Genomic DNA, 16,647 nt, shown 5'->3' with positions numbered 1-16,647 from the left:
GTGAAATCATGGATTGTCGGGAATGAGGGTTTTCTAGACCGGCGTGATCCTGATTATGGGCCGCATGGCATTACTTCCTTCTTCTGGTACAGCCGTTGGGGCTGGGGCATCATCTGGCATGCAGTCTGCGGCTGCCGCCCATAGGGTGCATGCGTCTCCTCCCATGCCGTCCTATATTCCACCCTTCGGGTTGCGTACGGTCGTTGGGTGTCTGGGTATGCTGCTGGCTGTTCATGTAGCAGGCTTTAATGAGCACGTAACAGAAATCGGGCTGACTGATATTCGGGGTGCCATGCATATCGGGCACGATGAAGGGACGTGGCTGATTGCAATTTACGAGGCATTCAATATTGCTGCTATGGCGTTTACGCCTTGGTTTTACATGACGTTTTCCATTTACCGTTTTTCAATTTTCATGACGGCTATCATGGCGCTGTTGGCGCTGCCTGCGCCCTATATGCCAGACGTGACAGCACTGTGTCTGTTGCGGGCGTTTCAGGGGCTGGCCGCAGGCTGCCTTCCGCCCGTTCTGATGACCGTCATGTTGAAATATCTTCCTGCTGAAATACGGGTTTTTGGAATTGGTGGATACGCTATGAGTGCCACCTTTGGGCCGAATCTGGGGTTGCCGCTTGAAGCCTTCTGGTTTGAAAAAATAGGGTGGCACTGGCTGTATTGGGAGATTATTCCGCTGGCGGCTCTGGCTATTGGTATGATGGCTTACGGCTTGCCAAAAGACCCTGTGCATATGGAGCGATTTGAGAAATTTAACTGGCTTGGTCTGATAGTGGGGGTGCCTGCCATCTGTTCGCTGGTGATTATGCTGTATCAGGGGGATAGGCTCGACTGGTTTCGTTCACCTCTTATCACGCATCTGGCATTCTGGGGTGGGGCTGCCTTTATTGTTTTTGTGGTGAACGAGGCTTTTCATCCAAGCCCGTATTTCAAAATACAGTATTGGCGGACACGCAATATTCAGGCCGCGTTGCTTTCTCTGGTCGGTATTCTGGCAATTTGCGCGTTGATGAGCGAAATCCCCGCCACTTATCTGGAAGCCGTCAGAGGCTACAGGCCGATCCAGACTGCACCGGTTTCTCTGGTGGTGGCCTTACCGCAACTTCTTATGCTGCCGCTGATTGCGGCCCTGTGCAACAGCCGCAAGGTTGATTGTCGGATTGTGCTGGCAGCCGGGATGCTGTGCTTGGCCGTTGCGGCTTACCTTGGAACGTGGCTGACGCCTGACTGGGTGAGGGATAATTTTTATCCCATACAAATTCTACAGATTTTTGGACAACCGATGACGGTTATCCCAACCCTGATGTTGGCGACACTCGCACTTGGGCCAGCCGATGGAGCATTTATTTCCGGCATGGTGAACATGCTGAAAGGTCTGGCCAATGCGGTTGCTTTTGCGCTGTTTTCTGCCCTGACACGGCGGCGCGAACAGTATCATTCCACTATGCTGCTTGATCATCATGGAACACATGGTCTTGCGTTGCAGGGGGAGGGAAACGCCATAGCCGGTCAACTGGCGGGAACATCCGTCGATGCAGGGCATGTGGCCCGAAACAGTCTGCAAGTTTTTCATACTTACGTGCATGAACAGTCCTTGGTTCTGGCTCTGGCCGATCTTTATTTCGCGCTGATCTGGGTGTGTCTTGGGTATGCCGCCCTCAATCTTGTGCTGCCACGTCGGGTGTATCCACCCCGGCCACCGTCTTCTCCTGCGCCTATGCGCTGAAACCCGGAAAAATCATCATGATTTATAAAAAACCTCTTTTGTATGCGGGATGTACTGCTGCGGTTCTGGCCGTGGCAGCATGGGGTGGAAGCCGTCTGGTGCTGGGAGACGGCGTCAACCAATACACGAATGACGCTTACGTAACGGCAGATTTTACAACTGTGGCACCCAAGGTCGCAGGCCGTATTGATCGCGTTGTCGCGCAGGATAATGAACTGGTGCATGCGGGCGAGGAACTGGCCCATATAGAAGATGACGACTACCGTGCCGCGCTGGATGTTGCGAAAGGCAATGTGCTTGCGGCCCAAGGGGAGGTGGCAAATCTTCAGGCCGTGTTGCAGCGTCAGACTGCCCTGATTGCGCAGGCCAAAGCCGTTGTGCAGGCAGATGAGGCTACGTTGCTATTCGCCCGTGAAAACGCGCAGCGCTACCGTAACCTTTCTACGGGTGGGGCGGGGACCATTGAACAGAAGCAATCGTCGGAAGCGCATCAGAAAGAGGTTGAGGCAGGTATTGCGCGTGATAATGCAGCAGTTGACGCTACTGTTCGACAGGTCGCTGTCCTGAAGGCTCAGCTTGAACGGGCGCAGGGGGCACTGTTGCGAGCGCAGGGGGATGAAAAGCAGGCAGCGTTAAATCTGTCTTACTGTTCCATTCCGGCCTCGGTCGATGGTGTGGTTGGTGAGCGTGGTGTGCGTGTTGGGGCGTATGTTAATCCGGGCACAGGTATTCTGGCGGTCGTACCAACACAGTCGGCTTATGTTCTGGCCAATTTTCAGGAAACACAATTAACCAAAATCCAGACAGGGCAAAGTGCAACCGTCTGGGTCGATACGTTTCCTGATCATCCATTGAAGGCCCATGTTGACTCATTGGCTCCGGCAACAGGCGTGGCGTTTGCCCCTATTCAGCCCGACAACGCAACGGGTAACTTTACCAAAGTGGTGCAGCGCGTGCCCGTTAAGCTGACGTTTGACGCCGGGCAAGCACTAGCTTCGAAAGTGCGGGTCGGGATGTCGGTTGAAGTCAGTATTGATACCGCATCCAAACTCACAGGCTCACATGCGGGGGATGACCGTTATGTCTGGCGTTGACGGGATGCGAAACTGGCTTTGTCCGGTGGCTTTGCCTTGCATGTTGCTGGCGGGATGCACTGTGGGGCCAGATTATCACAAACCAAAAGTGGCCGCGCCTACCGCGTGGCATCAAAGCCTGCCAGTGGCTGAAAGTCGCTCCGTTACAGCTGCGTTAGACCCAGACTGGTGGCGGTTGTTTCAGGATCCTATTCTGACAGACTTAGAAAAAGATGTTGCTGACGCCAATCTGGATTTGAAAGCTGCCTCATACCGCATGGCCGAAAGTGTAGCGGAGAGGCGTATTGCCAGTGCAGCGCAGTTTCCGCACGCAGAAGCCAATGCATCTTATGCGCGCGAAAGGGCCAGCACAAACGGTGTTCTGGGTTTGCTGGGCACGATGGAGCAGCAGCAGGCGGGCAGTATTGCCAATGGGGCGCAGGGGTTCGGCCCTACAGCGTTGCCGGGTAGCGTTGGTAATCCGTCTTTCAACCTGCCGCAATATGGCATGAGCGCGTCATGGGAGGTTGATTTCTGGGGGCATGTGCGCAGACAGGTTGAGGCCGCCACGGCAGCCATGCGCGGCACAGAGGAAATGCGGCGGGATATTCTTGTGTCCTTAATGGCGGAAACCGCGCAGGACTATATTGATTTGCGTGGCGTGCAGGCGCGTCTTGCCATCCTTAACCACAATATCGGCATTGCACAGCACAGCGTGCAGCTTACCACACTCCGTTTTCAGCAAGGGGCAGCAACCAAGCTGGATGTTGCGGATTCCACGGGTCAGTTGCGTCTGTTTCAGTCTCGGTTGTCTCCGCTTCAGAGCCAACAGGCGCATTTGATCAATGCTGTGAGTTTTCTGGCAGCGAAGGAACCGGGGGCGTTAACCGGGCAGCTTGGACAAAGCGGAACCATCCCGACAGTGCCTGCGGCCATTCCCACAGGGTTGCCGTCACAGCTTGTGGAGCGTCGGCCTGATATTCGGATGGCGAATGAAAGACTGCATGCCGCAACGGCAAGTATTGGGGTGGCTGTGGCCGATTTCTTCCCCCGCGTGACCCTTTCCGGCAGTCTTGATGTTCAGGCATTGCAGTTTAGCGGCCTTGGGTCTTGGGCATCGCGTCAATATGGGTTCGGGCCTACAGCGACGTTGCCGATTTTCGAGGGCGGACGCCTGACCGGGCAACTGCATTTACGCAAAGCACAACAAAAAGAAGCCGCTATTCTGTTTCAACGAACCGTGCTGAAGGCATGGCAGGAAGTTGATGATGCCATGGCGGATTTTACAGCCGCCCAGAACGAGCGTGATCGGTTACAGGAGGCCGTGCAACAGAACCAGATAGCCGTAGAAACAGCACAGGCCCAATATGTGCAGGGTGCATCAGATTTTCTGAATGTGTTGACGATGCAGAATGCGCTTTTGACATCGCAGAGTGCGCTGGTTGAGGCCACGGCAACTGTTTCCCGCTCTGTCACGCATCTGTATCGTGCTTTGGGTGGTGGTTGGGAAAACCGCTATCCTGATGCTGGCCCTGATCGCGTCCGGCGTAAGAGCATCTGATGGTGGGTCGAAGGGTTGCCGCACACAGCGGCAGGCAGAATGGTGCGTTAAGGGTGGAGTGTTATCTGGCGTCTATCGGTGGTGCGTGTTCGGCAGATAAGGGTAGCCCTGAAACCGGAGCAGGCCGACTGAAAATTGCTAATCAGATTAGGCTTCCATCTGGTGCTGACTACGCTGTGGGCGCGGAAGCAAATGTCGATATTCTGACATGGGTGTGTTCTGGGAAAGTAACATCAAAAAGCAACGGTTTTTGTAATGACGTTCTTGGTGCTGGTAGCTTGCATATTATTGGTGCCGGTCGGGGGCTGTCACATCTGGCATGGAATGCCCAAGAGAAAGCCGTTTTCTTTCAATTCTGGATTTTGCAGGATAACGAAGGCGGTGACCCGACACAGGAAGTGCGCGCAGGGTTTCCAGAATTAGAAGATGGTGGCTTCAAAATACTGGCCTCCGGCTTTCCTGAAGATGACCCGGAGGACGGGGAAACATGCGAAGATGGTAGTCCACTGACGCTTCGTTCTCGCTCACGTTTTTTGCATGCTCGTCTTTCTGCCGGGGATGGGGCTGCCTATCAGACAATACCGGGACAAAGCCTGTATCTGACGGTAGTATCAGGGCGCGTTACCGTGGGGTATCAGACGCTGGAAGCGGGCGATGCCTTTCTACAGGATGATGATAGCCAGTTGACGGTCATGGCAGCACAAGATGCGGTGGTCCTGCTGGTTGATGTTCCTGTAGGTGGTGCATGTAGGTAGGGCAGTACCTATAAAAGACGGGCTATTTTCGAATGAAAGATTGAAACAGAATGCTTTAATATGCAGCATCTGTGAAATCATGTTCGGGAATAAAAGAATATGCGCGTTACCGTGATTGGGGCCGGGGCCGTCGGCTGTTACGTTGGAGGGTTGCTGGGTATAGCCGGGCATGACGTTACGTTGCTGGGGCGGCCTGCACATATGCACCCGATTGCTGCGCGTGGTCTGATTCTTGATCTGCCGGAGGGTGAGAAAAACAGTCCCGTAAAGGCGGTAACAGATGCTGCGAGCCTGACGCCTGCTGATCTGGTTCTGGTCTGTGTCAAATCTGCGGATACGGAAAATGCGGGACGGGAACTGGCACCGGCATTAGGCACTGATACGGTTATTCTTAGTTTGCAGAATGGTGTTGATAATGCGGAGCGGCTAAGCATTGTGACTGGCCGGCCTGTTGTGCCTGCGGTTGTGTATGTGGGTGTTGATATGGCTGCACCCGGTCGTGTGGGTTACCACGGGGGGGGCAGGCTTCTGATTGGTTCAAGCCCACAAAGTGACGTTATTGCGACGGCTTTGACGCAGGCGGGTATTCCCACAACGGTTTCAGCCACAGTGCAGCAGGCGTTATGGGCCAAACTGACAATCAACTGTGCCTACAATGCATTATCTGCCGTAGCCCAGATACCCTATGCCTCTATGATGTCTGTTAATGGCGCAAAAGAGGTCATAGAGCAGGTGGTGAGTGAGTGTCAGACCGTAGCGCACGCGTGCAATGTGACGCTGCCAGCAAACATGCTGCAACAGGTGTTGGATGTGGCCGTGTTGATGCCAGACCAGAAATCCTCAACCGCACAGGACCTGTTTCGGGGCAGACCAACGGAAATTGATTTTCTGAACGGATACGTGGTTCAGAAGGGAAGGGAGTTGAATATCCCCACCCCCACCAATTTAGCATTACAGACTATGGTAAAGCTTTCTGAAAAAACCCGGTGTGTTGCACGAGGTTAGTAAAAGAAGCGTATAAACACTGTGGCGAAGAAACTCTGCTAGCGCATCATAAAAAAAGCTGCCTGCACTGATTGCGACCAATAATGCCCCCTTGTTCTCCCGTAATTCTGAAGCGAGCGCCCAGGGGCTGAATGATACAGAGAGAGAGAGTCATTCAGTCGAACTCGGTCGGAAGGTCGGGGTTGGCATGGTGTGCATATAGACGGTCGATCTGATGCGGTAGCACACGACCTGTCGAGATATCCTGCGGGATTTCATTTTTTGCAAAGAAACGGACTTCGCTTGTTTCAATGCTTGTCGTTGCCGCGCCCCCTGTAATCTCCCCAAGGAAAAATAACTTGGTGACAGAAAATCCTTCTGGCGGCTGGTGGTTTTGTGTTGAGCGGTCAAGAACCATAGCCAGCTTGGTAATACGCACGGTGTAGCCAGTTTCTTCCCACACTTCCTTGGCCGCGCATTGGCTGGCTGTCAGATTCACATCTGTCCAGCCGCCGGGAATGGTCCACCGGTTTTTATCCAGAACTTCCCGCACCATCAGAATACGGCCCGCTGCGTCAAACACGCCGACGCGCACTTCCAGCTTGGGGGTGGCGTAACCGTTTTGCTGTGTGAACAGGTTTTCCAGCTGTTGTTCAAGCTCAGCGCTGCCTGCGGCCATCATGCGCGCTGACAGGGCACGCAGCATTTCGTAGCGCTCTTTATCAAAAGGGTCTTGCGCGTATGTCAGGCCAGTTTGGGAAATTGCCTGAATCTCACGCGCCCAGATCAGCCATGCGGGTTCTGACACTTTTTTCTCCTGACACCACGTAATCAGGTGCTGGTGCTGTATAATTTGACACAGCACTTTGTTGAAATAAAAAACGGGAAGGCCGAAACCTTCCCGTTCGTTAGTAAACCAAGTGATAGCGTATCAGGCAAGTGCCGAAGCGGCTTCCTTACCGTTAATTAGCAGGCCTTCACCGTTGGCAGAAATATCAACAGTTTCACCGTCATGAATGGTGCCTTGCAGCAGCAGTTCAGCCAGCGGGTTTTGCAGGCTACGCTGAATGACACGTTTTAGCGGCCGGGCACCATAAACCGGGTCATATCCTTCATTCGCCAGCCATGCATGGGACAGATCATCCAGCTTGAGGGTGATCTTGCGATCTTCAAGCAGTTTCTGCAGACGGCGCATCTGGATATCAACAATCTTGCTCATATCCACTTTCTGCAACCGCGAGAACAGGATGATTTCATCCAACCGGTTCAGGAATTCGGGGCGGAAGTGGTCACGCACCACTTTCATCACCTGTGCCTGCACCATGTCTGTTGATTCACCGTCAGGCTGATGGGCCAGAACGTCTGACCCAAGATTACTGGTCAACACGATAATGGTGTTGCGGAAATCAACCGTCCGTCCCTGACCATCGGTCAGACGGCCATCATCCAGAACCTGAAGCAGAATGTTAAAGACATCTTCATGCGCTTTTTCAACTTCATCAAACAGGATAACCTGATACGGGCGACGACGCACGGCTTCTGTCAGCACACCGCCTTCTTCATACCCAACATAACCCGGAGGCGCACCAATCAGACGGGCGACTGCGTGTTTCTCCATGAATTCGCTCATGTCGATACGTAGCAGCGCTTTTTCATCATCAAACAGGAAGCGCGCCAACGCTTTGGTCAGTTCTGTTTTACCGACACCGGTTGGGCCAAGGAATAGAAAGGAACCAATGGGTCGGTTCGGGTCCTGCAAGCCTGCGCGGGCCCGGCGCACAGCGTTGGAAACAGCTTTCAGCGCTGGTTCCTGACCAACAACCGATTTACGCAGCTCATCTTCCATGCGCAGCAGTTTGGCGCGTTCACCTTCAAGCATCCGGTCAACAGGCACGCCTGTCCAGCGTGAAACGACAGAGGCAACACCCTGATCAGTCACAGCTTCTGAAACCAGATCTGTTTTCCCGGCTTCGGACTGACTTTCCTGCGCCTGTGCAATCTGGGCCTGAAGGTTGGGTATGACGCCATACATCAGTTCAGACGCTTTACCCAGATCCCCCTTGCGCTGTGCGACTTCAACTTCCGAACGGGCTTGGTCAAGCTGTTCCTGAAGTTTCTGCACAGCGTTCACACGGTCTTTTTCCGCATGCCAGGTTGCACTCATGGCGTCAGATTTTTCTTCAAGGTCGGCCAGTTCCGCTTCTACGGCTTCCAGTCGGTCCTTGCTGGCGCTGTCATCTTCCTTGCGCAGGGCTTCACGCTCAATCTTGAGCTGAATGATGCGGCGGTCGAGTTCGTCCAGTTCTTCCGGCTTGCTGTCAATCTGCATGCGCAGACGGCTGGCGGCTTCGTCAATCAGATCAATCGCTTTGTCTGGCAGAAAGCGGTCTGTGATGTAACGGTTAGACAGCGTTGCAGCCGAGACCAGAGCACCATCGGTAATACGCACCCCATGATGGAGTTCATATTTCTCCTTAATGCCGCGCAGGATGGAGATGGTATCCGCCACAGAGGGCTCACCCACGAATACTGGCTGGAAGCGCCGGGCGAGGGCTGCATCCTTTTCAATGTATTTGCGGTATTCATCCAGCGTGGTGGCACCAATGCAGTGCAGCGTGCCGCGGGCCAGTTCCGGTTTGATCAGGTTGGACGCATCCATTGCGCCATCCGTCCGGCCAGCGCCAACCAGCGTGTGCATTTCATCAATGAAGAGAATGATCTGCCCTTCAGCCGATTCAATTTCCTTCAGGACGGCTTTCAGGCGTTCTTCAAACTCACCGCGATATTTGGCACCGGCAACCAGTGCGCCCATATCAAGCGACAGCAGTTTTTTGTTTTTCAGTGCCTCGGGCACGTCGCCGTTAACAATACGCTGGGCCAGACCTTCGACAATAGCAGTCTTACCCACACCGGGTTCACCAATCAGAACCGGGTTGTTTTTGCTACGGCGGGCCAGAACCTGAATGGCGCGGCGAATTTCTTCATCACGGCCAATGACGGGGTCCAGTTTACCAGCCTGCGCGACTTCCGTGACGTCACGGGCATATTTTTTCAAGGCATCGAAATTGGCTTCAGCGTTTTCGCTGTTCACTGTACGTCCTTTACGGATGGCGGCAACGGCTTTTTCCAAAGCGTCCGGGGTTGCGCCATTCTCTTTCAAAGCGCGACCGGCGGCTGTGTCTGACTGGGCAATACCAATCAACAGGCGGTCCTGAGCAACAAACGAATCACCAGCCTTCTGCGCGGCTTGTTCAGCGCCATCCAGCACGCGCACCAGATCAGGCGTTGCCTGTGGCTGGCCTGCACCGCCGCCCTGCACCTTGGGCAGTTTGGCCAAGGCTTGCTCGGTTGCGGCTTTTACGGCTTCTGGCTTGCCACCGGCTGCACGTATAAGGGCAGAGGCTGCGCCTTCCTCATCATCCAGCATGGCTTTCAGCAGGTGTTCCGGGGTCAGTTGCTGGTTAAAATCCCGGATGCAGATAGTTTGCGCTGCCTGAAGAAAGCCGCGTGACCGTTCTGTAAATTTTGCGATATCCATTGTTCCCTCGTGTCCCTTTCTCTTAGGCGACTGAAGGCCGTATCTCCGTCCCATTCTGGCAACGGTGACATGGTCTTTTCTCGCTAACAGAGATTGGAACAGATGTTGCAACAATCAAGAGGTCAGAGCGCAATCCTGACCAGAAAAAAGTGCGAACAGGGAAGGGTATAGTGAAGCAATAATACTGCTGTCGTGTTGGCGACGCTAAAAGGCGCAGTTTGCCTTACGCTTCATGGGGAAGCGGCTTGGGCGGTAAAAACAGACCCAACCGTTGGCACAGAAGAAATACCCGTTTCCCCTGCATGCTGATCCCTATCATGATGAAAAGGCTTAAGGGGCCGATGATAGACCGTAGCGCCAGAGCGCGCGTTAAAGGGAAATGCTGAAGCAGCCAGAAATACAGACCGGCTTTGGCCACAAAATACCCAGCCCAAACCAATGTGAACGCGCGAAAATAGGCTTTCAGCTCCAGACGGTCTGGTGGGAAAGGGAAGCCCTGTCTTTCCTCGACTATTTCCTGCACCAGAGAGGTAGAACCAAATGCGCTGACAGTAAAACAGACCGCCGTGATCAGATTGGTCAGGACTGCTTCGTAGGGCAGCAGGAAAGGCGAAATGGATATCAGGTCGATCACCCCGAACAGGATGGCCAACGTGTTGATAATAATCCACAGGCGGGGGAAGGATCGCCCGTTGCGGTAGCGGCGCACAGCATCCCAGATAATAAAGACAAGCGTGCCCGCAATGGCCACACGGAGAGAGAAAAGGGATGCCAAGACCCAGAAAACCAGCAGACTACCGGCTTCCAACATAATTTTGGCCAGAGGGAACGAGCGCGCCATTGTGAGACCTTCAGTCTGAAGAGCGAAGGAGACCGCTCTGTTTTATTGTAACGGAATAAAAACGAGTCGATGCAGTTTATGTGTTTGGCTGATGCTTCGCAGTTTTCTGCGGGTTGTCAAGAATAATTTACAATGTAAAGATTGGTGCAACACAAGGCTTTATTCTATGGCAGAAAAACAGACTTCCGCTGGTAAGGATGACTATCACCACGGTAATCTGCGTGTAGAGTTGCTACGCGTAGCGCGTGATATGCTGGAGGCAGAGGGGATCAATGCCCTGAAGCTAAGGGCGATTACCCGTGAGGCGGGTGTTTCCGCCATGGCAGCAACACCCCATTTTGGGAATCTGCGCGGATTGCTGACAGCCCTTGCGACACAGGGGTTTGAGGAACTGGCTTGCACTCTTCGTGAAGGTAACGGGCGTTCCGTGAAGGATGCCGGGTTAGCCTATGTACTTTTCGCAGTGCGAAATCCCGGTTTGTTCACACTGATGTTTCGTGGAGATGCCATAAACAGGCATGACGCAGCTTTTACCCATGCGGCACAACAGAGTTTTGGGTTGCTGGGGCAGTTATTAGCCCAGACTGAGCCACCGAAAACGCACAAATCGGATGTTGGGGGAGAAGTCGGGCAGGCCGCTTTATGGGCCAAGGTGCATGGTCTGGCTGTGCTGGCAATAGACGGGTTATTGGCACCGTTGGTCGTGCAATCAGGCTTTGCTGATCATCAGGAAGCGTTTCTGGCACAGGCGCTGGATGCGATGGTGGGCCCAGTTTAGTGCGTGGGGCTTTTTGGAAAGCTCTCTTCAGTTTTGCTGAAAATGGGTGATCTTAAGTTATAAAAAAAACGGGCCCCCGAAGGAGCCCGCTTTCTCAAATCACGCAGCGTTAAGCTGTGCTTCGGCGAATTCATAGTTCGCCAGCTTGTCCAGATAGTTGGTGATGTAGTCAGGACGACGGTTGCGGAAATCCAGATAGTAAGCGTGTTCCCACACATCCAGACCCAGCAGCACCTTGCCCTGACCTTCGGCCAGAGGGTTGGAACCGTTAGCGGTTTTGGTAACAGCCAGTTTGCCGTCTTTACCCAGAACCAGCCAAGCCCAGCCAGACCCGAACTGCGTGGTAGCCGCCTTCTTGAATTCTTCCTTGAAGGTTTCAACGCTACCGAAGTCGCTGTTGATTTTGGAAGCCAGCTTGTCGGGGATAGCGCCACCAGCAGCGGACAGGTTCTGCCAGAACAGAATGTGGTTCCAATGCTGACCAGCATTGTTGAACACAGGAGCCTGAGCGCTGTCGCCCTTAACAGCCAGAATGATTTCGTCCAGAGACTTGCCCTGAAGTTCTGGTTTGGCTTCAACAAAGTTGTTCAGCGCCGTGACATAAGCCTGATGGTGCTTGTCATGATGCAGTTCAAGCGTTTCCTGGCACATGCCACGAGCGGCCAGTGCATTGTAGGAATAGGGAAGAGCTGGCAGTTCAAAAGCCATGACATACTCCGTTAAAAATCAGGGCGGAAATGCGCCGTTCCCCAGAGCTATGGGGCTACGGCTGATGCGTCAAGAGACAGCGGCATGACAAATGCTGCTGAAAGGGTGCCTCACACATTCTTGCCCTTGGTGGGGGTGTGCCCTGCTAACGCATCGGAGGGAAAAAGGATGCGTCCACAAATGGCTGCCTGACTTGCCGCAGGGATAATCCGTCCGTGTCTTGGGCTGATACCGAGTCTGGGGTAGGAAGGACGGAACACAGTTGATGACACGGAACAGAGCGGCGAAGATGCATTTATTGGAAGAACGCGCCCGGCAGGCCGACCCCGACAGAACGCTGTGTGCCCGTTTTCTTCCTGTTGGCATCCGGCCTGCGGTGTGGAGCCTTATTCTATTTCATGATGAATTGGTCCGGGCACTTGCTCCCGCCCGCTCGGCGGCGGTTGCGGGGCCTATTGCCGGGTTTGTCAGGTTGCAATGGTGGCGGGAGGTGCTGGATGGTCAGCGGCCCCCAGACCACGAATTGGCCCCAGCCATTATGCACGCGATAGAGGGTGGTGTGTTTCAACAGGCCACACTGCTACGTCTGATTGACGCCCGAGAAACAGAGTTGATTCCCAATACTGACAAAGCGGCATGGCAGAGCATGATGCGCCACGGGGCAGGGGGGGTGCAGCGTGCCGTGGGGGAAGCTCTTGGTATAAAAGATGAGGCTTTGCTTGCCAGTCTGGAAGCATGTGGTGCGGCTTACGGGGCTGGGGCCATGTTGCGGCATTGGCCTAAATTACAACAAAGCGGCCGTTTTCTTTGTCCCGAGGGTGAGGACGGCTTGAAAGAGGCGGGGCAGATTTTTCTTGCGCAAGCCGAGGTCTTCTCTTTTCCCAAAGAAACGCATGTCGCATTTTTGCCCAGTATTTTAGCCCAGCGTGATCTAGCGCGGGGAAGCCAGCAGGCCGGTCAACCGCGCGGGCTGGGTGATAGAATGGCCGTCATGAAAGCAGGTTTCTTTGGCGGATAAACAGAAAGACAGATTGTAACGGTCAGCTTTTGTCCGGGATGAATGATGGACCGGATGCCCGGCAAAATTTAACCAGCAACACTCTATTTTTCGACTGTAATGTAGTCTGGAAAGCATCCTTCCTGCTGGCGCGTTTTGCGGGCAGGGGTAAAGTGCCACCAATCCAGTGCTTCACCTGTGCGCGCCTGATGAATGGCGGCTGTCAGCACATCATGCACACATGGGTCATGGCGCTGGTTGGTGGCCTGACAGAGCGCCACGTAAAGGGTGTCAGCGTCTCGCGTGGCTAAATCCTCAACAGAAGTCACGTTCAGGATGGCGAAGTCAGCTAAGGCGGCTTTCCCGATATTGCGCAGGTCTGTGAGCGAGCGGGTCATGGCTGATGGGTCATGATGAAAACCCCTGTTGGCCGAGGGAAGATGTCCCCCGGCGTGGGTTGGCGGGCGTTTTCAGGCGTCGTTGGCGACAATTTTTTCCATCACGCCAATCAGGGCAGAATAGTCGGCATCTTCAGCCGCGCGGCGTGTCAGGGACAGTTGCTGCGTGGTGGCCGCAAGCGTGGGCACAGGCACGGCCAGACGGGCGGCTGCATCCAGCAACAGGCGCATGTCTTTCTGCATCAGACGGGTAGGGAACTGTGGTGAAAAATCGCCAGATTTGGCAGCCCGGATTTTGCGTTTGTGATGAGGGGAAATGACAGCAACTTCATCCAGCGCATCAAACAGCATGGACCGATTAAGCCCTGCGGCCAGACCATATGCGATGGTTTCCGCCACAGCGGCCAAGCCAGCCCCCATAATCCCGTTGATAACCAGCTTCAGACGGGCACCGCTGCCTGCTGGGCCAGCATGAATGGTGGTTTTGCCTATGGCATCAAAAATTGGTTTGGCGCGGGCCAATATGGCATCGTCCCCCCCAGCCAGTACGACCAGATTTCCTGCTTCGGCTTCGGGGGTGCTGCCAGAAACGGGACAATCAATCACGGCAATATGGCGGTCTTGCGCGGCGTTGAATAACGCATCGGCTGCTTCGGGGGAGACAGAACTGGTATTCAACAGAAGTTGATCGGCTTTCATGCCAGCCAGTGTGCCTTTTGGCCCATACATGGCAGCAGCAAGGGAGTCATCATCCGGCACGCAGACCAGAACGATATCTGCTTTTGATGCAACATCAGCCGCGGTGGGAAGAAAAGAGGTGCTGCCGTCTCCGCCCTTGCCAGACGGGGTATAGGCAATGGCACCATAGCCTGCTTTTTTAAGGTTATCGGCCATACGGCTGGCCATGGCACCAAAACCAATGAACCCAATGGTCTGCTGAGACGTCATTTCAATAAATCCTTTCTCTTGCGCTTGCGGCCTGTGGCACAAACGAAGGGTGGTCTAATCGGGTTGCCTGTCAGCCAAGTCTGGCGGGCGTGTACGTGGAAGTCGAGTCCCAGAAGCTGGGTCTGTTTGGAAAAAGGTGTTCACACTATGGTGGCGTATCAGTATCCCCGGCCCAGAAGTTCTGAAATTACACCACAGCCCCTGTTTGTTTCACGCCGTGCGGTTCTAGCCGGGGGCATAATGGCGGCAGGGTTGGGGGCATCGTCCGCTTTTGCGGCAGATGGCGGGCCTGACAACGTGGCTGCCTGGCCAGCCGCTGAAAAGCCAACGCCGCTTAATGATGTGACACATTATAATAATTTTTATGAATTTGGGACCGACAAATCAGACCCGGCAGAACTGTCAGGCAGTTTCAAGCCCACACCTTGGAGCGTGCAGGTCGATGGTATGGTGGATAAGCCCAAACAATGGGATCTGGCTGACCTGCAAAAACAGTTTGGTCAGGAAGAGCGTTTGTATAGGATGCGCTGCGTTGAAGCGTGGTCTATGGTGATACCGTGGAACGGCTTTTCTCTGGCGGCCCTGCTGAAAGCTGCCGGGCCAAAAGTCGGTGCCCGCTATGTGGCATTTACGTCTGTGGTCCGGCCATCAGAAATGCCGGGTCAGCGGGGCGGTCTGTTTGCCCTCAAATGGCCCTACGTGGAGGGGTTGAGGCTGGATGAAGCCATGCATCCCCTCACGCTTTTGGCAACCGGTGTCTATGGGCAAGCACTGCCAGCACAAAATGGAGCCCCCATTCGTCTGGTTGTGCCATGGAAATACGGGTTTAAGGGCATTAAATCGATAACGCGCATTACTCTGACAGATCAGCAACCGCCAACAAGCTGGAATTTAATGGCACCCGAGGAATACGGGTTTTATGCAAACGTAAACCCAGCCGTTGACCACCCCCGCTGGAGCCAGGCCAGCGAGCAGATTATTGGCGAGGGTAGTCTGTTCCGAAGTGCCAGAAAACCAACGCAGCTTTTTAATGGCTATGCAGAACAGGTTGCGCACCTGTATCAGGGAATGGATCTGCGAAAGGATTTCTGAGCGCATGCCTTCGTCTCCGTCGCCACGGCGCAAGCGTGCGCGTTTTTCGCCCGTAACACGGCAGGTTTTTCTTTATCTGTTTTTTCTATTCCCCGCCGTGTTGGATATTGCACAGGGCATGACCGGGGCACTTGGGCCTAATCCTGTTTCTGTCTGCCTTCATGATTTCGGGCGGTATGCCTTTCGCTTTTTGCTGGCATCGCTTGTTGTGACACCCCTTAAACGGTTTTTAGGGGTCGATATCATGCTGTATCGGCGTCCGCTGGGGTTGTTGGCGTTTACCTATGCGGCCCTACATGTGTTCTTTTATGTCGTTGTGGCACGGCAGCTTGATATGCATGTATTGTGGAAAGATTTCACGTCACGTCCATTCCTGACATTTGGTATTCTGACATTCATCATTCTTGCCGTGTTGGCTGCAACGTCCACACGGCGGGCAATCCGCGCTTTGGGCCGGAAATGGGCGCAGTTGCACAAGCTGGTGTATGTGGCAATGGTTCTGGCCAGCATCCATTACAGTATTGCGTTCAAGACGTGGCATGTTGAACCGTTTATCTATGCGGCCCTTGCTTTATTCGTCCTTGCATTACGGTTGGTGCCGAAGCAGAACAGACGTAAAGTTGGAACTTAAAGACCAGAAAAAAGATTTTCTGGAATGACGAATGACGTTCACGCGCTTGTATCGTTGTTGCAAAAAGACTCCTTAAGGCTGCACTTGTTAAAGTTGGTGCATGACGTGAGTGGGCCAGAATGCTGGCTTGCTGCCGGATTTGTTCGGGATGCTGTGTGGGGTCAGTTACACGGGTTTCAGCCAACCAAACCGCAGGGGGATATTGACCTTGTATGGTTTGATACCCAGCGCACTGATCAGGAACACGACACGTTGCTGGAGCAAGCGCTGCGACTGAAAGCGCCAGAATATTTATGGTCTGTAAAAAATCAGGCCCGCATGCACCTGCGAAATGGTGATGCTCCCTATCAGAGTGTGGCTGACGCCATGCGACACTGGCCGGAAACAGCAACAGCCGTAGCTGTTCGTTTGGGGCCGACAGGGTGCATTGAGGTCAATGCCCCGTTTGGGCTGGATGATCTGTTTCAACTCCGCCTGAAACCGGGCCCCTGTTTCCTGCACGCCAAACACGTCATGTTTGAAGAAAGAGTCAGGAAAAAGAACTGGTTACAGCGTTTCCCACTGTTGCGTGTGGAAGGAAAAGACGTCGGATAGCGCTATAA

Annotated in this window: 16 protein-coding genes; 10 read left to right on the top strand and 6 right to left on the bottom strand. The window is 54.0% G+C overall.

Annotated elements, in window-relative coordinates:
• Positions 1 to 118: 118 nt before the first annotated feature.
• The 5 genes from Abin_RS03695 to Abin_RS03675 all read left to right on the top strand — a co-directional run bounded on the left by Abin_RS03695 (position 119) and on the right by Abin_RS03675 (position 6,135).
• Positions 119 to 1,741, top strand: a complete 1,623-nt coding sequence (locus tag Abin_RS03695) for an MFS transporter (RefSeq protein ID WP_048845043.1) — start codon at positions 119 to 121, stop codon at positions 1,739 to 1,741.
• A 17-nt stretch (positions 1,742 to 1,758) separates the two neighbouring features.
• Positions 1,759 to 2,835, top strand: coding sequence for an HlyD family secretion protein (locus Abin_RS03690; RefSeq protein ID WP_048844995.1), 1,077 nt, complete (start codon positions 1,759 to 1,761; stop codon positions 2,833 to 2,835).
• Entirely contained in the window at positions 2,822 to 4,375 is a 1,554-nt protein-coding gene (locus Abin_RS03685; protein WP_146867645.1) for an efflux transporter outer membrane subunit, read from the top strand. Before Abin_RS03690 ends, Abin_RS03685 begins: the two co-directional genes overlap by 14 nt.
• On the top strand, positions 4,375 to 5,130 hold the full coding sequence (locus Abin_RS03680) for a pirin family protein (RefSeq protein WP_158319885.1): 756 nt from the start codon (positions 4,375 to 4,377) through the stop codon (positions 5,128 to 5,130). The genes Abin_RS03685 and Abin_RS03680 overlap by 1 nt, the downstream gene beginning before the upstream one ends.
• 99 nt (positions 5,131 to 5,229) lie before the next feature.
• Positions 5,230 to 6,135, top strand: coding sequence for a ketopantoate reductase family protein (locus Abin_RS03675; protein WP_048844994.1), 906 nt, complete (start codon positions 5,230 to 5,232; stop codon positions 6,133 to 6,135).
• Positions 6,136 to 6,289: 154 nt separating this feature from the next.
• Here Abin_RS03675 and Abin_RS03670 read toward each other — a convergent pair whose 3' ends face one another.
• The 3 genes from Abin_RS03670 to Abin_RS03660 all read right to left on the bottom strand — a co-directional run bounded on the left by Abin_RS03670 (position 6,290) and on the right by Abin_RS03660 (position 10,493).
• The gene (locus Abin_RS03670) at positions 6,290 to 6,922 is read right to left on the bottom strand and encodes an NUDIX hydrolase (protein WP_048844993.1); all 633 of its coding nucleotides are present in this window, start codon (positions 6,920 to 6,922) and stop codon (positions 6,290 to 6,292) included.
• A gap of 123 nt (positions 6,923 to 7,045) precedes the next feature.
• The gene (gene clpB / locus Abin_RS03665) at positions 7,046 to 9,652 is read right to left on the bottom strand and encodes an ATP-dependent chaperone ClpB (protein ID WP_048844992.1); all 2,607 of its coding nucleotides are present in this window, start codon (positions 9,650 to 9,652) and stop codon (positions 7,046 to 7,048) included.
• 223 nt (positions 9,653 to 9,875) lie between these two features.
• Entirely contained in the window at positions 9,876 to 10,493 is a 618-nt protein-coding gene (locus tag Abin_RS03660) for a DUF3159 domain-containing protein (protein WP_048844991.1), read from the bottom strand.
• A gap of 166 nt (positions 10,494 to 10,659) precedes the next feature.
• Between Abin_RS03660 and Abin_RS03655 the strand changes: the two genes are divergently transcribed.
• Positions 10,660 to 11,271 (top strand): TetR/AcrR family transcriptional regulator, encoded by a 612-nt coding sequence (locus Abin_RS03655; RefSeq protein WP_048844990.1) that lies wholly within the window; start codon positions 10,660 to 10,662, stop codon positions 11,269 to 11,271.
• Positions 11,272 to 11,370: 99 nt separating this feature from the next.
• On the opposite strand, the gene Abin_RS03650 is transcribed toward Abin_RS03655, so the two are convergent.
• On the bottom strand, positions 11,371 to 11,979 hold the full coding sequence (locus Abin_RS03650) for a superoxide dismutase (RefSeq protein WP_048844989.1): 609 nt from the start codon (positions 11,977 to 11,979) through the stop codon (positions 11,371 to 11,373).
• A gap of 265 nt (positions 11,980 to 12,244) precedes the next feature.
• Here Abin_RS03650 and Abin_RS03645 point away from each other — a divergent pair, with 265 nt between their 5' ends.
• Positions 12,245 to 12,997, top strand: coding sequence for a squalene/phytoene synthase family protein (locus Abin_RS03645; protein WP_048844988.1), 753 nt, complete (start codon positions 12,245 to 12,247; stop codon positions 12,995 to 12,997).
• Between the two features lie 83 nt (positions 12,998 to 13,080).
• Here the strand turns inward: Abin_RS03645 and Abin_RS03640 are convergent, their stop codons facing one another.
• Together Abin_RS03640 and Abin_RS03635 are read right to left on the bottom strand one after the other, a co-directional pair.
• Positions 13,081 to 13,374: a helix-hairpin-helix domain-containing protein gene (locus tag Abin_RS03640; RefSeq protein ID WP_048844987.1), complete on the bottom strand. Its 294-nt coding sequence runs from the start codon at positions 13,372 to 13,374 to the stop codon at positions 13,081 to 13,083.
• Positions 13,375 to 13,446: 72 nt separating this feature from the next.
• The gene (locus Abin_RS03635) at positions 13,447 to 14,328 is read right to left on the bottom strand and encodes an NAD(P)-dependent oxidoreductase (RefSeq protein WP_255319307.1); all 882 of its coding nucleotides are present in this window, start codon (positions 14,326 to 14,328) and stop codon (positions 13,447 to 13,449) included.
• A gap of 141 nt (positions 14,329 to 14,469) precedes the next feature.
• On the opposite strand from Abin_RS03635, the gene msrP reads away from it, so the two are divergent.
• The 3 genes from msrP to Abin_RS03620 are packed head-to-tail and all read left to right on the top strand — an operon-like array spanning position 14,470 to position 16,639.
• Complete coding sequence (gene msrP, locus Abin_RS03630) at positions 14,470 to 15,414, top strand: protein-methionine-sulfoxide reductase catalytic subunit MsrP (protein ID WP_048844985.1); 945 nt, start codon at positions 14,470 to 14,472, stop codon at positions 15,412 to 15,414.
• A gap of 4 nt (positions 15,415 to 15,418) precedes the next feature.
• Positions 15,419 to 16,045 carry a protein-methionine-sulfoxide reductase heme-binding subunit MsrQ gene (locus tag Abin_RS03625; protein ID WP_084593434.1) on the top strand — a complete coding sequence of 209 codons (627 nt, stop codon included), beginning with the start codon at positions 15,419 to 15,421 and terminating at the stop codon, positions 16,043 to 16,045.
• 24 nt (positions 16,046 to 16,069) lie between these two features.
• The gene (locus Abin_RS03620; protein ID WP_048844983.1) at positions 16,070 to 16,639 is read left to right on the top strand and encodes a nucleotidyltransferase family protein; all 570 of its coding nucleotides are present in this window, start codon (positions 16,070 to 16,072) and stop codon (positions 16,637 to 16,639) included.
• The last annotated feature ends 8 nt before the right edge of the window (positions 16,640 to 16,647 follow it).

Source organism: Acetobacter indonesiensis, from assembly GCF_000963945.1.
Classification (GTDB): domain Bacteria; phylum Pseudomonadota; class Alphaproteobacteria; order Acetobacterales; family Acetobacteraceae; genus Acetobacter; species Acetobacter indonesiensis.
The sequence above is the reverse complement of the archived record's forward strand: the minus strand, read 5'-3'. Positions and strand labels throughout refer to the sequence as shown.

Bases quoted from the DNA above. Each gene is read 5' to 3' on its own strand.
- Abin_RS03650 (WP_048844989.1), bottom strand. From the start codon at position 11,979: ATGGCTTTTGAACTGCCAGCTCTTCCCTATTCCTACAATGCACTGGCC.
- Abin_RS03655 (WP_048844990.1), top strand. From the start codon at position 10,660: ATGGCAGAAAAACAGACTTCCGCTGGTAAGGATGACTATCACCACGGT.
- Abin_RS03645 (WP_048844988.1), top strand. From the start codon at position 12,245: ATGACACGGAACAGAGCGGCGAAGATGCATTTATTGGAAGAACGCGCC.
- Abin_RS03620 (WP_048844983.1), top strand. From the start codon at position 16,070: ATGACGAATGACGTTCACGCGCTTGTATCGTTGTTGCAAAAAGACTCC.
- clpB (WP_048844992.1), bottom strand. From the start codon at position 9,652: ATGGATATCGCAAAATTTACAGAACGGTCACGCGGCTTTCTTCAGGCA.
- Abin_RS03695 (WP_048845043.1), top strand. From the start codon at position 119: ATGCAGTCTGCGGCTGCCGCCCATAGGGTGCATGCGTCTCCTCCCATG.
- Abin_RS03675 (WP_048844994.1), top strand. From the start codon at position 5,230: ATGCGCGTTACCGTGATTGGGGCCGGGGCCGTCGGCTGTTACGTTGGA.
- Abin_RS03640 (WP_048844987.1), bottom strand. From the start codon at position 13,374: ATGACCCGCTCGCTCACAGACCTGCGCAATATCGGGAAAGCCGCCTTA.
- Abin_RS03660 (WP_048844991.1), bottom strand. From the start codon at position 10,493: ATGGCGCGCTCGTTCCCTCTGGCCAAAATTATGTTGGAAGCCGGTAGT.
- Abin_RS03625 (WP_084593434.1), top strand. From the start codon at position 15,419: ATGCCTTCGTCTCCGTCGCCACGGCGCAAGCGTGCGCGTTTTTCGCCC.
- Abin_RS03690 (WP_048844995.1), top strand. From the start codon at position 1,759: ATGATTTATAAAAAACCTCTTTTGTATGCGGGATGTACTGCTGCGGTT.
- Abin_RS03680 (WP_158319885.1), top strand. From the start codon at position 4,375: ATGGTGGGTCGAAGGGTTGCCGCACACAGCGGCAGGCAGAATGGTGCG.
- Abin_RS03685 (WP_146867645.1), top strand. From the start codon at position 2,822: ATGTCTGGCGTTGACGGGATGCGAAACTGGCTTTGTCCGGTGGCTTTG.
- msrP (WP_048844985.1), top strand. From the start codon at position 14,470: ATGGTGGCGTATCAGTATCCCCGGCCCAGAAGTTCTGAAATTACACCA.